Genomic DNA, 14,985 nt, shown 5'->3' with positions numbered 1-14,985 from the left:
TTCCCTCGCGCTCCCGGCCGAAGCCGCCGGCTGGCGGCAGGTCATCGTGGGATCGGTGCCGCCAGTGGCCCCCTGTCGTGCCACCGACCGGGCCCTCTCGCCACGGACATTCGGCAACGGCTCCGGGCCGGTCCCGCGCCCGGACCGCCGCTTGCGGCCGCGTCCTGAAGACGCGACGGACCTCCCCCTGCCCCCGACTCCGCCCCCGGCCCGAGGCCTACCTGTCGGGCGCGGGCACGAATTCCGCGTCATCGCCCGGCGGCAGCCGGAACCGGCCCTGGAACCGGCCCGAGCGCCAGTCCTCCTTCGCGGCCTCGATCCGCTCGCGCGACGAGGCGACGAAGTTCCACCAGATGTAGCGCGGGCCGTTCAGCGTCTCGCCGCCCAGAAGCATCACCCGCGCCCCGAACGGCCCCGCCTTCATCGACACCCGGTCGCCGGGGCGGAACACCATCATCCGCCCGGCCTCGAACACCTGCCCCGCGATCTCGACCGCGCCGTCCAGCACATAGGCGCCGCGGTCCTCGTGATCGTCGGGCATCGGGATCGCCGCGAAGGGATCCAGCACCGCATCGGCATAGAAGGTCTCGGACGGCAGCGACAGCGGCGCGCGCGCCCCCCAGCCAGAGCCCAGGATCAGCCGCAGCCGCTTGCCCTCGGCCTCGAGCACCGGCAGGTCACCGGCCCCGACATGGGCGAAGCTCGCCGCGTCATCCTCGTGCCGCTCGGGCAGCGCGAACCAGGTCTGGATGCCGAACATCGTCTGCGGCTGCGCGCGGGCCGTGCCATCGGTCCGCTCGGAATGGGTGATGCCGTCGCCGGCCAGCATCCAGTTCACCGCCCCCGGCTCGATCCACTGGTCGGTGCCGATCGAATCGCGGTGATGCAGCCGGCCCGACATCAGGTAGGTCACCGTCGCCAGCCCGATATGCGGATGCGGGCGCACGTCGATGCCCTGCCCGGTCAGGAACTCGGCCGGGCCCATCTGGTCGAAGAAGATGAAGGGCCCGACCATCTGCCGCCGCGGCGCGGGCAGCGCGCGGCGCACCTCGAAGCCGCCGATGTCGCGGGCGCGGGGCACGATCACCGTCTCGATCGCGTCGACCGCGGTCGGGTCGGGCAGCATCGGGTCCAGCGCGGGGTTCCAGCTCATGGCATCCTCCTTGGTCCGGCCCCGATCCTGCCCTGCCCGGCCGCCGCGATCCAGCCGCAGGCGCGCACCGGGCCTGTGCGGGCCGCCTTGCCCCCTTTCGCCCTTCGCGCGACAGTGCCGCCCGGAAAGGGAGATCCCCATGTGCGGACGCTTCATCGACCCCAACCTGCGCGGCGGCGAGACCGAGCTGTCAGAGCTGAAGATCGACCCCTTCGCCCGGCGCTTCAACATCAAGCCGACGGAAGAGGTGCTGATCCTCGGCCGCCGGCCCGAGCAGGCGCGGATGGCGCGCTGGTGGCTGGTCCCCTCGTGGCACCGCGGCACGCTGGCCGAGTGGAAGGCCACCACCTTCAACGCGCGCATCGAGGACGCGGCCACCAAGCCCTCGTTCAAGGGGGCGTGGAAATACGGCCGCTGCCTGATCCCGGCGGGGGGCTATTACGAATGGACCGGCACGGCGGGGGCCAAGCAGCCGCATGTCATCCTGCCCGCCGGCAATGCCGAGACGCTGTATTTCGCCGGGCTCTGCTCGCTGTGGCAGGACCTGATGACCTGCACGATCCTGACCCGCGCCGCCACGCCCGAGGTCGCGGCGGTGCACAGCCGGATGCCGGTGATCCTGTCGCCGGACGAACGCGAGGACTGGCTCTCGGGCCGCGAGGGGCCTGACCTCGGCGCGGGCGCGCGGCTGCGCCACCACCCGGTCGCCCGCTTCGGGATCCGCGACGACGGGCCCGAGCTGATCGAACCGATCGAGGCCTGACGCCCCCGGCACGACAGGCGCCGTCGCCGCCCGGACCATCCCCGCCTGCCGACGCGGCAGAGCCTTGGGCGCGCCGCGGACCGCCCTCGGATCGACGGGTGCGGAGAGGTGTCGCCACGGCTGATCCGGTCGCCCGCGCGCGGCCCGTCGTCCCCGACCGTGCGTTCCCGCCCCGGCGAGTGCTCTCGCCGCGGTCCTCCCTGTCATCCCCGCCCACGCGGTCACCCAGTGCGCCCTGTCGCGCCCTCTCACCGCGATGACCCCGCCCCCGGCGCCGCGGCAGCCGCAATCCTCCCAGCCGACCCGGCGCGCCCTGTCGCCACCTTCGCACCGCCAGCCTCGGCCACCCAGCGCGCGCCCTCTCGATAGTTTGGGCACTGTCCTGCCGGCCGCCCCCGGCCCCCGGAGCGCCCTGCCGCAACGATGAGTCCTGCCGCCTCGGCCGACCCTGCCGCCCGGAAGGGCCCGACGTTGCCGGTCGAGACCCTCGCGCAGTGACACGCCGCTTGGACCCATTCTGTTGGTCCGGCGGCTCCGCGTGCCTCGCCGGTGCTACCGGCCCGGACAGATCCTCTCGCCGAGGTGGTCGCCGGCCCCGTCCGGTCGCGTCGCCACCGGCGGGCGCGGTCCTGCTTCGGGACGTACCACATCCAAGGTCGCGACAAGCCCGTCGGACCGACAACGAGACGCGATCCTCCGCAGGACGCCGAAATCGGCCCCGCACCCCCGAGCCGCCCGCAGGCGGCACCCGGGCGCCGACGACGCTACCGCCCCGGCTCGGGCAACCGCGCCGGCAGGTCGCCCGCCCCGAGCAGCCCGCGCAGCGCCAGCCAGTCCTCGACCAGCATCAGGCTGCGGCTGGTGGGCGGGTCGTACCACTGGCCCAGCACCCGCAGGCGCCGCCCCTGCAGCTCGTGCACCTCGGGCCAGTAGCGCCGCGCCAGCGCCTGCGGCAGGCCCGCGACCGGCGCCAGCACCGGGAAATTCACGTCGAAGGTCAGCTTCGACCACCGCGGTTCCTGCAACCGGGCAAGGTCGCCCGGATCCACCCGCCGGCAATGATCGAGTATCGCGGCCAGATGCCGCCTGACGAGCCGTCCAGTCCTCATGCGTCCGATCCCTCAAGATCCCGCGCCGTCCGTCACGATCCGCCCCGGCCCGCCGGCCGTCGGGCGCATCGCCCACTCCCCGCGCGCGAGATTGCCCTGCCCCCGCCCGGCCCGCAAGCACCGCGGTGACGCCCCCATCGCCCCCGATGACGCGGGCGCGCGACGGCAGGGCGGATTCGGACAAGCCCGCCCCGGGGGCCGCTGCTTGGCTGGCCGCGAAGGAGTCCGCCCATGCCCGATGCATCCTCCCCCGATCCGCTGGTGATCTTCACCCCCTCCGGCAAGCGCGGCCGCGTCGCGCGCGGCACCACGGTGCTGGCCGCGGCGCGCGCGCTGGGGGTCGATCTCGACTCGGTCTGCGGCGGGCGCGGCATCTGCTCGAAATGCCAGGTCGCGCCGCAGGTCGGCCAGTTCGCCAAGCACGGCATCACCGCGACCGAGGGCGCGCTGTCGCCCTGGAACGCGGTCGAGGCGCGCTATGCCGAAAAGCGCGGCCTCGCCCCCGGCCGCCGCCTTGGCTGCCAGGCCTGCATCGAGGCCGACACGCTGATCGACGTGCCGCCCGAAAGCCAGCTGCACCGGCAGGTGATCCGCAAGTCGGCCGACGCCCGCCCGATCGCGATGGATCCCGCCACCCGCCTTGCCTATGTCGAGGTGCAGGAACCCGACATGGACGATCCCTCGGGCGACTGGCAGCGGCTGACCGCCGCGCTGGCCACCGCCGGCCACCCGGTGACCGAAGCGCCGACGCTCGCGGGGCTCGCCAGCCTGCAGCCCGCGCTGCGCAAGGCCGGCTGGGCGGTCACCGCCGCCGTCCATACCGACGGCGCGGGCCGCTCGCGGGTGATCGACCTCTGGCCGGGGCTCAGGACCGAGGCCCTGAAGGGCATCGCCTTCGACCTCGGCTCGACCACCATCGCCGCGCATCTGACCGACCTTTCCGACGGCCATGTCATCGCCTCGGCCGGCGTGATGAACCCGCAGATCCGCTTCGGCGAAGACCTGATGAGCCGGGTCAGCTACTCGATGATGACGCCGGGCGGCGCGGCAGAGATGACCGCCGCCGTGCGCGCGGCCATCGGTGACCTCGCCCGCTCGCTCGCGGCCGAGGCCGGCATCGACGCGCGCGAGATCGTCGAGGCGGTGGTGGTCTGCAACCCGGTGATGCACCACCTGTTCCTCGGGATCGATCCGGTCGAACTGGGTCAGGCGCCCTTTGCGCTGGCCTCGGACGCGGCGCTCGACCTCGGGCTGGCAGAACTTGGCATCGCGGGCTTCAACCCGGCCGCGCGGCTCTACACCCTGCCGCTGATCGCGGGCCATGTCGGCGCCGACGCGGCGGCCGTGGCGCTCAGCGAATCGCCCGAGACATCGGACGACCTCGTGCTGATCGTCGATGTCGGCACCAATGCCGAGATCCTGCTGGGCGACCGGCAGGGGGTGCTGGCCTGTTCCTCGCCCACCGGCCCCGCCTTCGAAGGCGCCCAGATCTCCAGCGGCCAGCGCGCCGCCCCCGGCGCGATCGAGCGGGTCGAGATCGACCCGGTCACCAAGGAGCCGCGCTTCCGGGTCATCGGCTCGGACCTCTGGTCCGACGACCCGGGCTTCGCCGCGGCGGTCAAGGCCACCGGCGTCACCGGCATCTGCGGCTCGGGCATCATCGAGGCGCTGGCCGAGATGCGGATCGCGGGGCTGATGGACGCCTCTGGCCTGATCGGCTCGGCCGAGCAGACCGGGACCGAGCGTTCGGAACCGCAGGGCCGCACCCACAGCTACCTGCTGCATGACGGCACGCCCGAGGGCGGGCCCCGGATCACGGTGACGCAGGGCGACGTGCGGGCGATCCAGCTTGCGAAATCCGCGCTTTACGCGGGCGCACGACTTCTGATGGACGCGCGCGGCGTCGATCACGTCGACCGCGTGGTGCTGGCCGGGGCCTTCGGCGCCCATATCAGCCCGAAACACGCGATGGTGCTGGGGATGATCCCGGATGTGCCGCTGGCCCGTGTCGCCTCGACCGGCAATGCCGCCGGGACGGGCGCGCGGATCGCGCTGGTGAACCGTGGCGCCCGCGCCCGGATCGAGGCCGGCGTGCGCCGGATCGAGAAGATCGAGACCGCGACCCAGCCGCGCTTCCAGGAGCATTTCGTGAACGCCTCGGCGCTGCCGCATGCGACCGACGCCTTCCCGAACCTCGCGACCGAGGTGACGCTGCCGCAGGTCAGCTACAACCCCGCCGGCTCGGCTGAGGGTGGCCGACGGCGGCGGCGGGGCTGACCCGCGCACAGCAGCCACCGCAGGCCGGCGGCCCTGCCGGGCCCTGTCAACCGGCCAGGCGCCGCTCGAAGGTCATCGCTTGGGCGCAGGGGGTCCGGGGGAGCCGCGGCTCCCCCGGCCTTCGAAACGAAAAGGCCCGGCGGTGACGCCGGGCCTTTCCATGCGCGGTTGCTGCAGCGTCAGCTGCAGCCCGAGGTACCGCCGCAGGTGTTGCATTTCATGCAGGTGCCGTTGCGCACCAGCGTGTAGTTGCCACATTCGCCGCAGGCCTCGCCCTCGTAGCCCTGCATCTTGGCCTTGGTGCGCGCATCCATCGACACCACGCCGCTCGCGAGCGAGGTCGAGGTTTCCGGCACCAGCCGGTTCAGCGCGGTCACCGTGTCCAGATCGCCCATCAGCGCGGTCGCGGCACCGCCCTGCAGCACCACCAGTTCCTGCGGCAGGCGCTTGCGCAGATAGCCCGTGGACGAGATCTGCTTCAGCACCTCGAGCGATTTCGACGCGGCGCTTTCGCTGACCGGGGCGACATTCGGGCCGGTGACGTCATGCGAGCCGGTGCCGATGTCGTCGAAGCTCGCGCCCTTCGGGGCGACATGCGCAAGATCGGTGCGGTCGAGATAGCTGACCGCCAGTTCCCGGAATACGTAGTCAAGGATCGAAGTCGCCGACTTGATCGAGTCGTTGCCCTGCACCATGCCCGCGGGCTCGAATTTGGTGAAGGTGAAGGCGTCGACGAATTCTTCAAGGGGAACACCGTATTGCAGGCCGACGCTCACCGCGATTGCGAAGTTGTTCATCATCGCGCGGAAGCCGGCGCCTTCCTTGTGCATGTCGATGAAGATCTCGCCCAGCGACCCGTCCTTGTATTCGCCGGTGCGCAGATAGACCTTGTGGCCGCCGACCACCGCCTTCTGGGTATAGCCCTTGCGGCGCTCGGGCAGCTTCTCGCGGTGGGTACGGACGATCTCCTTGACGATCACCTTCTCGACGATCTTCTCGGCGATGACCTGCGCCTTCTCCATCGGCGTGCCGGTGGCGAGGATCTCTTCGGCCTCCTCGTCATCCTCGACCAACGCCGAGGCCAGCGGCTGGCTCAGCTTCGAGCCGTCGCGATAGAGCGCGTTGGCCTTCAGCGCCAGGCTGTGGCTCAGCTCGTAGGCGTCGAGCGCCTCGGCGATGCTGGCCGAGTTCGGCATGTTGATGGTTTTCGAGATCGCGCCCGAGATGAAGCTTTGCGCCGCGGCCATCATGTGGATGTGGCTGCTGACCGAGAGATAACGCTTGCCCTTCTTGCCGCAGGCATTGGCGCAGTCGAAGACCGGCAGATGCTCGTCCTTCAGGAACGGTGCGCCCTCCAGCGTCATCGTCCCGCAGACATGGTCGTTGGCGGCGTCGATCTGGGCCTTCGAGAAGCCGAGGTGGCGCAGCATGTCGAAGCTGGGGTCGTTCAGCTTTTCAGCAGGGATGCCAAGGGTTTCGCGGCAGAAGCTTTCACCCAGCGTCCATTGGTTGAACACGAAGCGGATGTCGAAGGCGGTGGGCAGCGCGGCCTCGATCTTCTCGAGCTCGCGGGCGCCGAAGCCATGGCCGATCAGCGCGGTGTGGTTGATGCCCGGGCAGTTGCCAAGGCTGGCATGGCCGACCGCATAGGCGATGATCTCTTCGATCTGCGCCGAGCCGTAGCCGAGCGTTTCCAGCGCGCCCGGGACCGAGCGGTTGATGATCTTGAAATAGCCGCCGCCGGCCAGCTTCTTGAACTTCACCAGCGCGAAGTCGGGCTCGATGCCGGTGGTGTCGCAATCCATCACCAGACCGATGGTGCCGGTCGGCGCGATGACGGTGGCCTGCGCGTTGCGGAAGCCGTGCTTCTCACCCAGCGACAGCGCCTCGTCCCAGGCGGATTTCGCAAGGGCGACAAGCGATTGGTCCGGGCAGTTCGCGTGATCGAGCGCGACCGGGGCGACGTTCAGCGCCTCGTATTTGCCCGAGCCATAGGCGGCCGCACGGTGGTTGCGGATCACCCGCAGCATATGCTCGCGGTTGCGGGCATAGCCCGGGAAGGCGCCCAGCTCGCCCGCCATCTCGGCCGAGGTCGCATAGGCCACGCCGGTCATGATCGCGGTCAGCGCCCCGCAGAGCGCGCGACCCTCGTCCGAGTCGTAGCCCAGACCCATGTTCATCAAGAGGCCGCCGATGTTGGCATAGCCGAGGCCGAGGGTGCGGTAGTCGTAGGAGCGCTGCGCGATCTCTTTCGACGGGAACTGCGCCATCGTCACCGAGATCTCAAGCGTCACGGTCCAAAGTTTCGACGCATGAACATAGGCTTGCGCGTCGAACTTCGCGTCCTTGTAGAATTGCAGAAGGTTCATCGAGGCCAGGTTGCAGGCCGTGTCATCGAGGAACATGTATTCCGAGCACGGGTTCGATCCGCGGATCTCGCCGTCTTCCGGGCAGGTGTGCCAGGCGTTGACCGTGTCGTGATACTGGATGCCCGGATCGGCGCAGGCCCAGGCGGCATGGCCGATCTGGTTCCAGAGCTCGCGCGCCTTCACGGTCTTGGCGACCTTGCCGTCGGTGCGGCGCACCAGCTCCCAGGGCGCGTCGTCGCGGACCGCTTTCAGGAAGGCATCGGTGACGCGGACCGAGTTGTTCGAGTTCTGGCCCGAGACCGAGATATAGGCTTCGGAATCCCAGTCGGTGTCGTAGGTCGGAAACTCAATCGAGCCAAAGCCTTGGCCCGCGTATTGCAGAACCCGGTTGATGTAGGTTTCCGGGATCGAGACCTTCTTCGCGGCGCGGATCGCCTTCTTCAGCCCGTCGTTCTTCGCCGGATCGACGGCATCTTCCGAGGACCCGTCCCAGGCGCGGATCGCCGCGAAGATCTCGTTCAGCTGGCGCTCGTGCATCTTCGAGCCGGCGACCAGCGAGGCCACCTTCTGCTCTTCGATGACCTTCCAGTTGATGAACTGTTCGATATCGGGGTGATCCATGTCGCAGATCACCATCTTCGCGGCGCGGCGCGTGGTGCCGCCCGACTTGATCGCGCCCGCCGCGCGGTCGCCGATCTTCAGGAAGCCCATCAGGCCCGAGGACTTGCCGCCGCCCGACAATTTCTCGCCCTCGCCGCGCAGGCTCGAGAAGTTGGTGCCGGTGCCCGAGCCGTATTTGAAGAGCCGCGCCTCGCGGACCCAGAGATCCATGATCCCGCCCTCGTTCACCAGATCGTCAGAGACGGACTGGATGAAGCAGGCGTGGGGCTGCGGGTGTTCATAGGCCGAGTCGGACTTCACCAGCTTGCCGGTCTTGAAGTCGACGTAATAGTGACCCTGCGCCGGGCCATCGACGCCGTAGGCCCAGTGCAGGCCGGTGTTGAACCACTGCGGGCTGTTCGGCGCGGCCATCTGCGCGGCCAGCATGAAGCGCATCTCGTCGAAATAGGCGGAGGCGTCGGCCTCGGTCGTGAAGTAGCCGCCCTTCCAGCCCCAGTAGGCCCAGGCCCCGGCGAGGCGGTCGAAGACCTGCTTGCCCGACGTCTCGCCGGTGAAGCGCTCGCCCTCGGGCAGCTTCGCCAGCTGGTCCTCGTCGGGGACCGAGCGCCAGAGGAACTCGGGCACGCCCTTCTCGCGCACCTTCTTCAGGCGGGCGGGCACGCCGGCCTTGCGGAAGTATTTCTGCGCCAGAACGTCGGCGGCGACCTGGCTCCAGCCCTCGGGCACCTCGACCGCCTCGTTGCGGAAGACGATCTTGCCGTCGGGGTTGCGGATTTCCGAGGTGGTGGTGGTGAAGGCAAGGGCTGCGTAGGCGTCGCGTCCGGCTTCGGTGAATCTGCGCTCGATCTTCATGACCTGTCCCGTCTGTCCTGTCCCCGGGGGCTTGCCGCCCCGCCTGTTCCATGGCGCCGCACAGGACACAGCCGCGCCCGTCCCCGGCGTGGCAGCGCCGGGGCACGGGTCGCTCGACCCTTGAGGTTCTGGCTGATCGCGGCCACTAAATATGGTGTGCGGTTCCGCTATGCCCACAACTTGCGGGCAAGCCCTGCGATGGTCAACGCTTATTCTCGGCGGCCTGTCCAAATAATCCGCTTGCCGATTCCGCAAGCCGGGCCGGTCGGCAGCCGCCACGATTCCTCCCACGGCTGCGCGTAACGACCTGTGGAAAAAAATCTCCTGCGTTCATGGGCCTTGCCGCGCGCCGCCCGCGACTTGTCCCCGCTTGTCCACAGGCAGGCTGGGGAAAAGCCCGGCTGTGGCCGGTTTGCCATGGCCGGCGCCGATCCTGCCCAAAACCCGGGCACCGCATCGGCTGGTGGGCCGATTGCTGCACTGCCACATCATCTTGTGGGAACCGGTGGCGAGAATCGCCCGGGGATCAGGGAAGGAAGTCGTCCGGCCCCAGCGGCGGTGCCTCGGGCGGCGGATGGCGGGTGCCGCAGACATGGCAGAGCGACGGCGGCACGAGTCGCAGGTCGATCGCCGACCAGGTCAGGCCACGGGACTCGAGCCTGTGGATGCGGCAGGTGGACCGTCCGGTGGTGTGGAGAAGATCGGCATGCAGAAGATCGGCCGGGGCCCGCGCCCAGTCGGCGATCGCAGCGTACAGCTGGTCCTCGTAATGCACATCGCAGACGAGCAGTTCGGCGCTGGTGTCCAGCTCCATGCAGATGCTCCCTGCCCCCGGGGGCAGGTTAGCGGCGATTTGCACGTGGGAAAAGAGGCTGCGGCGGGCCGCCGCTAGAACAGCGCGACCAGCGCCGTCGCCGCCCCGGTCATCACGAAGACCGCGATCAGGAACAGCCCGAGGATGCGCCGCTGGGTGGCCGGGGAGGCGGGCAGCGGAAGCTCTGCCTGCGGTCGCACGGGATGGTCGGACATGTACTGGTCTCTCGTCAACGGTAGCAATCCCGCTCAGGTTGCACGGCGCTTCGGCGGACACAAGGGGATACGAAAGTCATCCGCGTGGCAACTCTCGCCCCCGCCCACATTTTCGCCATATTCCAGACACCGCGCGGTCGCATCGGCCTGATAGGCGAAGACTGAGAGAGGTCCCAGATGCAGAATCGCATTGCCCCCGTCCGAGCCGCCAAGCGGCCGTGCCCCGCAGCCACCAAGGGTGGCCGGTGACCATGTCCCTGTCCCTCGGCTCGCTCGTTCCCGACGGTATCGCCAGGCCCGCCCTGCCGCTGCTGGCGCTGGCCTGCGCGGGCGGCCTCTGGGGGGCCTCGGTCTATTCGACGATCGACCGGATGCTGGTGGCCTCGGGGCTCGACACGCCGGTGACCAGCCTGCCGATGCAGTCCACCGCGCCGAAGCCGATGGTCTGCCAGCGCGCCGAGATCGCCGGCCGCTACTTCGACCTCGACACCGTTCTGAACGCCGGCTGATCCCCGCGCCGCGCGGGACAGCATCGGGCGGCCTGCGGCCAGCCCGCTGTGGGGCCGCGCAAGGCCATGGTCTGGCTAAACCTTCCGGATGAAGTGGTCGGGGCGATAGGATTCGAACCTACGGCCTACGGTACCCAAAACCGTCGCGCTACCAGACTGCGCCACGCCCCGACTGCCCCCGCTTTAGCCGGTCCGGCGGGGGACGGAAAGCCCCTTCGGGCGGGCCCGTGCCTGACGCTGCCGCCCGTGCCGCAGCCGGTCAGTCGCAGGGCCAGGCGGCCTGCGCCGGGTCGAGGCCCGGGTGCTGCAACTCGGCCCCCTCCGGGATGCCGATGCGCGCGGCGAGGCCGCCGTTGATCTCGAGCACCATGAACACCGAGTCGCCGCCCAGCAGCGGCGTCTCGTCGCCCGGGACCGCGTCGGCGCGGGTCACGGTCAGGCGTCCCTGCTGGTCGAAGAACAGGATGTCGAGCGGGATCAGCGTGTTGCGCATCCAGAACGCAGCTGGCTGCGGGTGATCGTAGATGAAGAGCATGCCGGCGCTGCGGGCCAGCCTCTCGCGGTGCATCAGGCCGCGGGCGCGTTCCTCGGCCGTGTCCGCGATCTCGACCGAGAAGCGGGCGCCGCCGCCGGGCCAGCGCAGGCTGACGGTATCGGGGGTGCAGGCGGCGCGCACCGGACCGGCCAGCGCGGCGAGAGCCGGTGCGATGAGCGCGAGCGCGCCAAGCGTCCGCCGCAGCCCTGCCATCGGGCCCGTCCTCCGGCCCGCCATGCTCACGCCTCGTCGGCTCCGGGGGTGCGCATGGCGCTTTCCCAAGACAGGATCTGCGCGGCCATCTTGCCGCGCTTGCCGTCGATCACCCGGATCGCGATCGCCTCGCCCGGGCCGAGATCGGCGAAACCGGCGCGGCGCAGGATCTCGGCATGGATGAAGACATCCTCGGGCCGGCCCCAGATGTTGGCGAAGCCGAAGCCCTTGCCCTTGTCGAACCACTTCACCCGCGCCGCCAGCATCGGCAGGCCGGCGATCTCTTCGGCATTGCCGTCGTCGACATCCTCGATCTGGGTGAGTTCCTCGCCCTCGGGCGGCTCGATCGCCAGCACCTCGGTCGCCTGGGCGCCGCGCTGGGTCTGCTGGACGCGCACCGAAATCCGCGCCCCGTCGGCCACCGAGCTTTGCCCGAAGTTCCGCAGGACGTTGGCATGCAGCAGGATGTCCGGACCGCCGGCATCAGACAGGATGAATCCGAAGCCCTTGGCAGGGTCGAACCATTTCACCCGCCCGTCGATCTGCGCCTGTTCGGTCATCATCTGCATCTTGTTTCGGTGTTTCTGATTTTGTTGTGCTCGACACGGATCGACTTGTCACACCTCTTTGCCGGGTTGCAAGGCCCATCGCCAGAAACAAGGGCCAATACCATTCGCGAAGCGTGAAAAACCGCCGAAAGCGCCGATTGCCCGCTCGCATTTTGCAATAATTCGCAACGATCCACGGGGTGTTTGGGCGCCTCCCGCAAGGTAAGGCGCCGGGTGCCGCGCAGGGCGAAGGTCCGGGTCGCGGGCCGGGACTGGGGCCGGGTCGGGGGCCGGATCAGGGCCCGGGTCAGGGATTGAGACGCTGCACCCGCCAGGGCGCCTCCAACGTCTCGCGGCGCCAGCGGAAGCGGTCGTGCAGGCGGAAGGCGCCGTCGGCCCAGAACTCGATCTCGACCGGGCGGATGCGCAGGCCGCCCCAGAACGGCGGGCGGGCCGGGTTCGGCCCCTGCCGCAGGGTGACTTTCGCGACCTCTGCCATCAGGGTCGCTCGGCTGTCGAGCGGCTGGCTTTGCTGGGATGCCCATGCCCCGAGACGGGATTTCAGCGAGCGGGACGCATAATAGTCATCGGCGGTCTTTCCCTCCTCTTTTTCTGTCAGGCCCCGGACCCGGATCTGCCGCCGAAGCGACTTCCAGTGCAGCACGAAGGCCGCCTTGCCGGCTGACGCGATCTCCTCCGCCTTCTTGCTACCATAGTTCGTGTAAAACACGAAACCTCCACCGCCGATTCCCGCGATTTCGATCTCTTTCAGAAGCACCATGCGAACATTGGGCAGGCCCTCGGGGTCGACCGTGGCCAGCGCGATGGCGTTGGGATCGTTCGGTTCGCTGCCCTCGGCGGTGGCAAGCCAGTCGCGCGCGATCTGGAAAGGATTTTCGCCGGCAAAGATGCCGTCTCTGTCGCTGGTCATGTCCGGTTCCTTCGATGGTGCCGCGCCGGCATTGCCCCCCTGCCCTTGATGCAGGACCGATCATCGCCTAATGGTCGGGCACTTGACGCAAGATGCGCGGAGCCAGCGAAATGTCAAACGGCCTCATGGCGGGCAAGCGCGGTCTCATCATGGGCCTCGCAAACGATAAATCCATCGCCTGGGGGATCGCAAAGGCCCTCGCCGACCAGGGGGCCGAAATCGCGCTCTCCTATCAGGGCGAAGCGCTGAAGAAGCGGGTCGAACCGCTGGCGGCGCAGATCAACTGCACCCAGATCCACGAATGCGACGTGGGCGACGCGGCCTCGATGGAGGCCTGCTTCGGCGCGCTGAAGGCGGCCTGGGGCTCGATGGACTTCGTCGTCCATGCGATCGGCTTCTCGGACAAGAACGAGCTGCGCGGCCGCTATGTCGACACCTCGGCCGAGAACTTCCGCATGACCATGGACATCTCGGTCTATTCCTTCACCTCGGTGTGCCGCTACGCCTCGGCGATGATGAACCCGGGCGGCGCCTGCCTGACGCTGACCTACTACGGCGCCGAGAAGGTCATGCCGCATTACAACGTCATGGGCGTGGCAAAGGCCGCGCTCGAGGCGAGCGTGAAATACCTGGCCGAGGACCTGGGCAAGGACGGGATCCGCGTCAACGCGATCTCGGCCGGGCCGATCAAGACGCTGGCGGCCTCGGGCATCGGCGACTTCCGCTATATCCTGAAGTGGAACGAGCTGAACTCGCCGCTGCGGCGCAATGTCACGCAGGACGAGGTCGGCAAGTCGGCGCTGTACCTGCTGTCGGATCTGGGCTCGGGCGTGACCGGCGAGACGCATCACGTCGACGCGGGCTATCACGCCGTCGGCATGAAGGCGGTGGATGCGCCGGACATCGACGTCGTGACGGGCCGCAAGGACCACTGACATGACGCTCGCGGCCTTTGCCACGATCTGGTTCGTGCATCTGCTGGCCGCGATCTCTCCCGGCCCGGCGGTCCTGATGGCCGCGCGGACCGGGATGCTGCAGGGCGCCGCGCGCGGGCTGGCCATGGCCGCGGGACTGGCGATCGGCGCCTGCTGCTGGGCGGCGGCGGCGATGTTCGGGCTGAAACTGGTGTTCGAGGTGGCGCCGGGGCTGATGCTGGCGCTGCGGCTGGCGGGCGCGGCCTATCTGCTGTGGCTGGCGGTGGCGATGTGGCGCGGGGCGCGCGACCCGCTGCCGGTCGAGAGCGCCGGGACCGAGCGGCGCCGCGGCGCGCTGGCCACGCTGCGGCGCGGGGTGACGACGCAGCTGGCCAACCCGAAACCGGCGGTGTTCTTCGGCGCGGTCTTCGCCAGCCTCGTGCCGGCCCATGCCGGACTTTCTGCATATGCCGCAATTCTTTGCGCGGTCTTCCTCAACGAGTTTCTCTGGAACGCCCTGGTGGCCCGGGTCTTCGCCGCGCCCCGCGTGCGGGCCGGCTACCTGGGGCTGAAGACCGTGATCGACCGTTGCTTCGGCGGGCTCTTGGCCGCGCTGGGGCTGAAACTGGCGCTGAGCTGAGGGAGAACCCGATGAACGACCGTCTTCCCCACGAGAAGGGCTTCCATGTGAGCTGGGACCAGCTGCACCGCGATGCGCGGGCGCTGGCCTGGCGGCTGGACGGCATGGCCCCCGAGGGCGGCTGGCGCGCGATCGTCGCGATCACCCGCGGCGGGCTGGTGCCGGCGATGGTGCTGAGCCGCGAGCTGGACATCCGGGTCGTCGACACGATCTCGGTCAAGAGCTACGACAACCAGGCCCAGCGCGAGGCGGTGGTGACGAAATCGCCGCAGGAAGAGCTGATGGGCGACGGCACCGGCATCCTGGTGATCGACGACCTCGTCGACACCGGCAAGACGCTGGAGCTGGTGCGCAAGCTCTATCCCAAGGCGCATTTCGCCACGGTCTATGCCAAGCCCAAGGGCCGGCCGGTCGTCGACACCTATGTGACCGAGGTCAGCCAGGACACCTGGATCTTCTTCCCCTGGGACATGGCGCTGCAATACGTGCAGCCCTACCGCGGGAAGGAGTGACCAAGGCGGG

The 14,985-nt window shown here is 69.3% G+C and carries 14 protein-coding genes and 1 tRNA gene; 6 read left to right on the top strand and 9 right to left on the bottom strand.

Annotated elements, in window-relative coordinates; all coding sequences use genetic code 11:
• Window positions 1-217 precede the first annotated feature (217 nt).
• Complete coding sequence (locus V8J36_RS13505; protein WP_336467818.1) at window positions 218-1,153, bottom strand: pirin family protein; 936 nt, start codon at window positions 1,151-1,153, stop codon at window positions 218-220.
• A 139-nt stretch (window positions 1,154-1,292) separates the two neighbouring features.
• Between V8J36_RS13505 and V8J36_RS13500 the strand changes: the two genes are divergently transcribed.
• Window positions 1,293-1,916, top strand: coding sequence for an SOS response-associated peptidase (locus tag V8J36_RS13500; RefSeq protein ID WP_336467817.1), 624 nt, complete (start codon window positions 1,293-1,295; stop codon window positions 1,914-1,916).
• A 764-nt stretch (window positions 1,917-2,680) separates the two neighbouring features.
• On the opposite strand, the gene V8J36_RS13495 is transcribed toward V8J36_RS13500, so the two are convergent.
• Complete coding sequence (locus tag V8J36_RS13495; protein WP_336467816.1) at window positions 2,681-3,025, bottom strand: hypothetical protein; 345 nt, start codon at window positions 3,023-3,025, stop codon at window positions 2,681-2,683.
• Window positions 3,026-3,256: 231 nt separating this feature from the next.
• On the opposite strand from V8J36_RS13495, the gene V8J36_RS13490 reads away from it, so the two are divergent.
• Window positions 3,257-5,302: an ASKHA domain-containing protein gene (locus V8J36_RS13490; RefSeq protein ID WP_336467815.1), complete on the top strand. Its 2,046-nt coding sequence runs from the start codon at window positions 3,257-3,259 to the stop codon at window positions 5,300-5,302.
• Window positions 5,303-5,481: 179 nt separating this feature from the next.
• Here V8J36_RS13490 and V8J36_RS13485 read toward each other — a convergent pair whose 3' ends face one another.
• The 3 genes from V8J36_RS13485 to V8J36_RS13475 all read right to left on the bottom strand — a co-directional run bounded on the left by V8J36_RS13485 (window position 5,482) and on the right by V8J36_RS13475 (window position 10,173).
• Window positions 5,482-9,144, bottom strand: coding sequence for a vitamin B12-dependent ribonucleotide reductase (locus tag V8J36_RS13485; RefSeq protein WP_336467814.1), 3,663 nt, complete (start codon window positions 9,142-9,144; stop codon window positions 5,482-5,484).
• Window positions 9,145-9,670: 526 nt separating this feature from the next.
• Window positions 9,671-9,958 carry a hypothetical protein gene (locus tag V8J36_RS13480; RefSeq protein WP_336467813.1) on the bottom strand — a complete coding sequence of 96 codons (288 nt, stop codon included), beginning with the start codon at window positions 9,956-9,958 and terminating at the stop codon, window positions 9,671-9,673.
• A 74-nt stretch (window positions 9,959-10,032) separates the two neighbouring features.
• Window positions 10,033-10,173 (bottom strand): hypothetical protein, encoded by a 141-nt coding sequence (locus tag V8J36_RS13475; protein ID WP_336467812.1) that lies wholly within the window; start codon window positions 10,171-10,173, stop codon window positions 10,033-10,035.
• 245 nt (window positions 10,174-10,418) lie between these two features.
• Here V8J36_RS13475 and V8J36_RS13470 point away from each other — a divergent pair, with 245 nt between their 5' ends.
• Window positions 10,419-10,682, top strand: a complete 264-nt coding sequence (locus V8J36_RS13470) for a hypothetical protein (protein ID WP_336467811.1) — start codon at window positions 10,419-10,421, stop codon at window positions 10,680-10,682.
• A gap of 94 nt (window positions 10,683-10,776) precedes the next feature.
• Here V8J36_RS13470 and V8J36_RS13465 read toward each other — a convergent pair.
• The 4 genes from V8J36_RS13465 to pdxH all read right to left on the bottom strand — a co-directional run bounded on the left by V8J36_RS13465 (window position 10,777) and on the right by pdxH (window position 12,909).
• Window positions 10,777-10,853 (bottom strand) — tRNA-Pro (locus V8J36_RS13465).
• Window positions 10,854-10,941: 88 nt separating this feature from the next.
• Entirely contained in the window at window positions 10,942-11,430 is a 489-nt protein-coding gene (locus tag V8J36_RS13460; protein ID WP_336467810.1) for a DUF192 domain-containing protein, read from the bottom strand.
• A 26-nt stretch (window positions 11,431-11,456) separates the two neighbouring features.
• Window positions 11,457-11,999, bottom strand: coding sequence for a cold-shock protein (locus tag V8J36_RS13455; protein ID WP_442902492.1), 543 nt, complete (start codon window positions 11,997-11,999; stop codon window positions 11,457-11,459).
• 286 nt (window positions 12,000-12,285) lie between these two features.
• Complete coding sequence (gene pdxH, locus V8J36_RS13450) at window positions 12,286-12,909, bottom strand: pyridoxamine 5'-phosphate oxidase (RefSeq protein ID WP_336467809.1); 624 nt, start codon at window positions 12,907-12,909, stop codon at window positions 12,286-12,288.
• Window positions 12,910-13,019: 110 nt separating this feature from the next.
• Here pdxH and fabI point away from each other — a divergent pair, with 110 nt between their 5' ends.
• From fabI to gpt, 3 genes are read left to right on the top strand one after another with little or no spacing between them, the layout of a single operon-like run.
• Complete coding sequence (fabI, locus tag V8J36_RS13445) at window positions 13,020-13,844, top strand: enoyl-ACP reductase FabI (protein ID WP_336467808.1); 825 nt, start codon at window positions 13,020-13,022, stop codon at window positions 13,842-13,844.
• 1 nt (window position 13,845) lies between these two features.
• Complete coding sequence (locus tag V8J36_RS13440) at window positions 13,846-14,463, top strand: LysE family translocator (protein WP_336467807.1); 618 nt, start codon at window positions 13,846-13,848, stop codon at window positions 14,461-14,463.
• 11 nt (window positions 14,464-14,474) lie between these two features.
• On the top strand, window positions 14,475-14,975 hold the full coding sequence (gene gpt / locus V8J36_RS13435) for a xanthine phosphoribosyltransferase (protein WP_336467806.1): 501 nt from the start codon (window positions 14,475-14,477) through the stop codon (window positions 14,973-14,975).
• The last annotated feature ends 10 nt before the right edge of the window (window positions 14,976-14,985 follow it).

Source organism: Frigidibacter sp. MR17.14, assembly GCF_037095735.1.
Taxonomy (GTDB): domain Bacteria; phylum Pseudomonadota; class Alphaproteobacteria; order Rhodobacterales; family Rhodobacteraceae; genus Frigidibacter.
The sequence above is the reverse complement of the archived record's forward strand: the minus strand, read 5'-3'. Positions and strand labels throughout refer to the sequence as shown.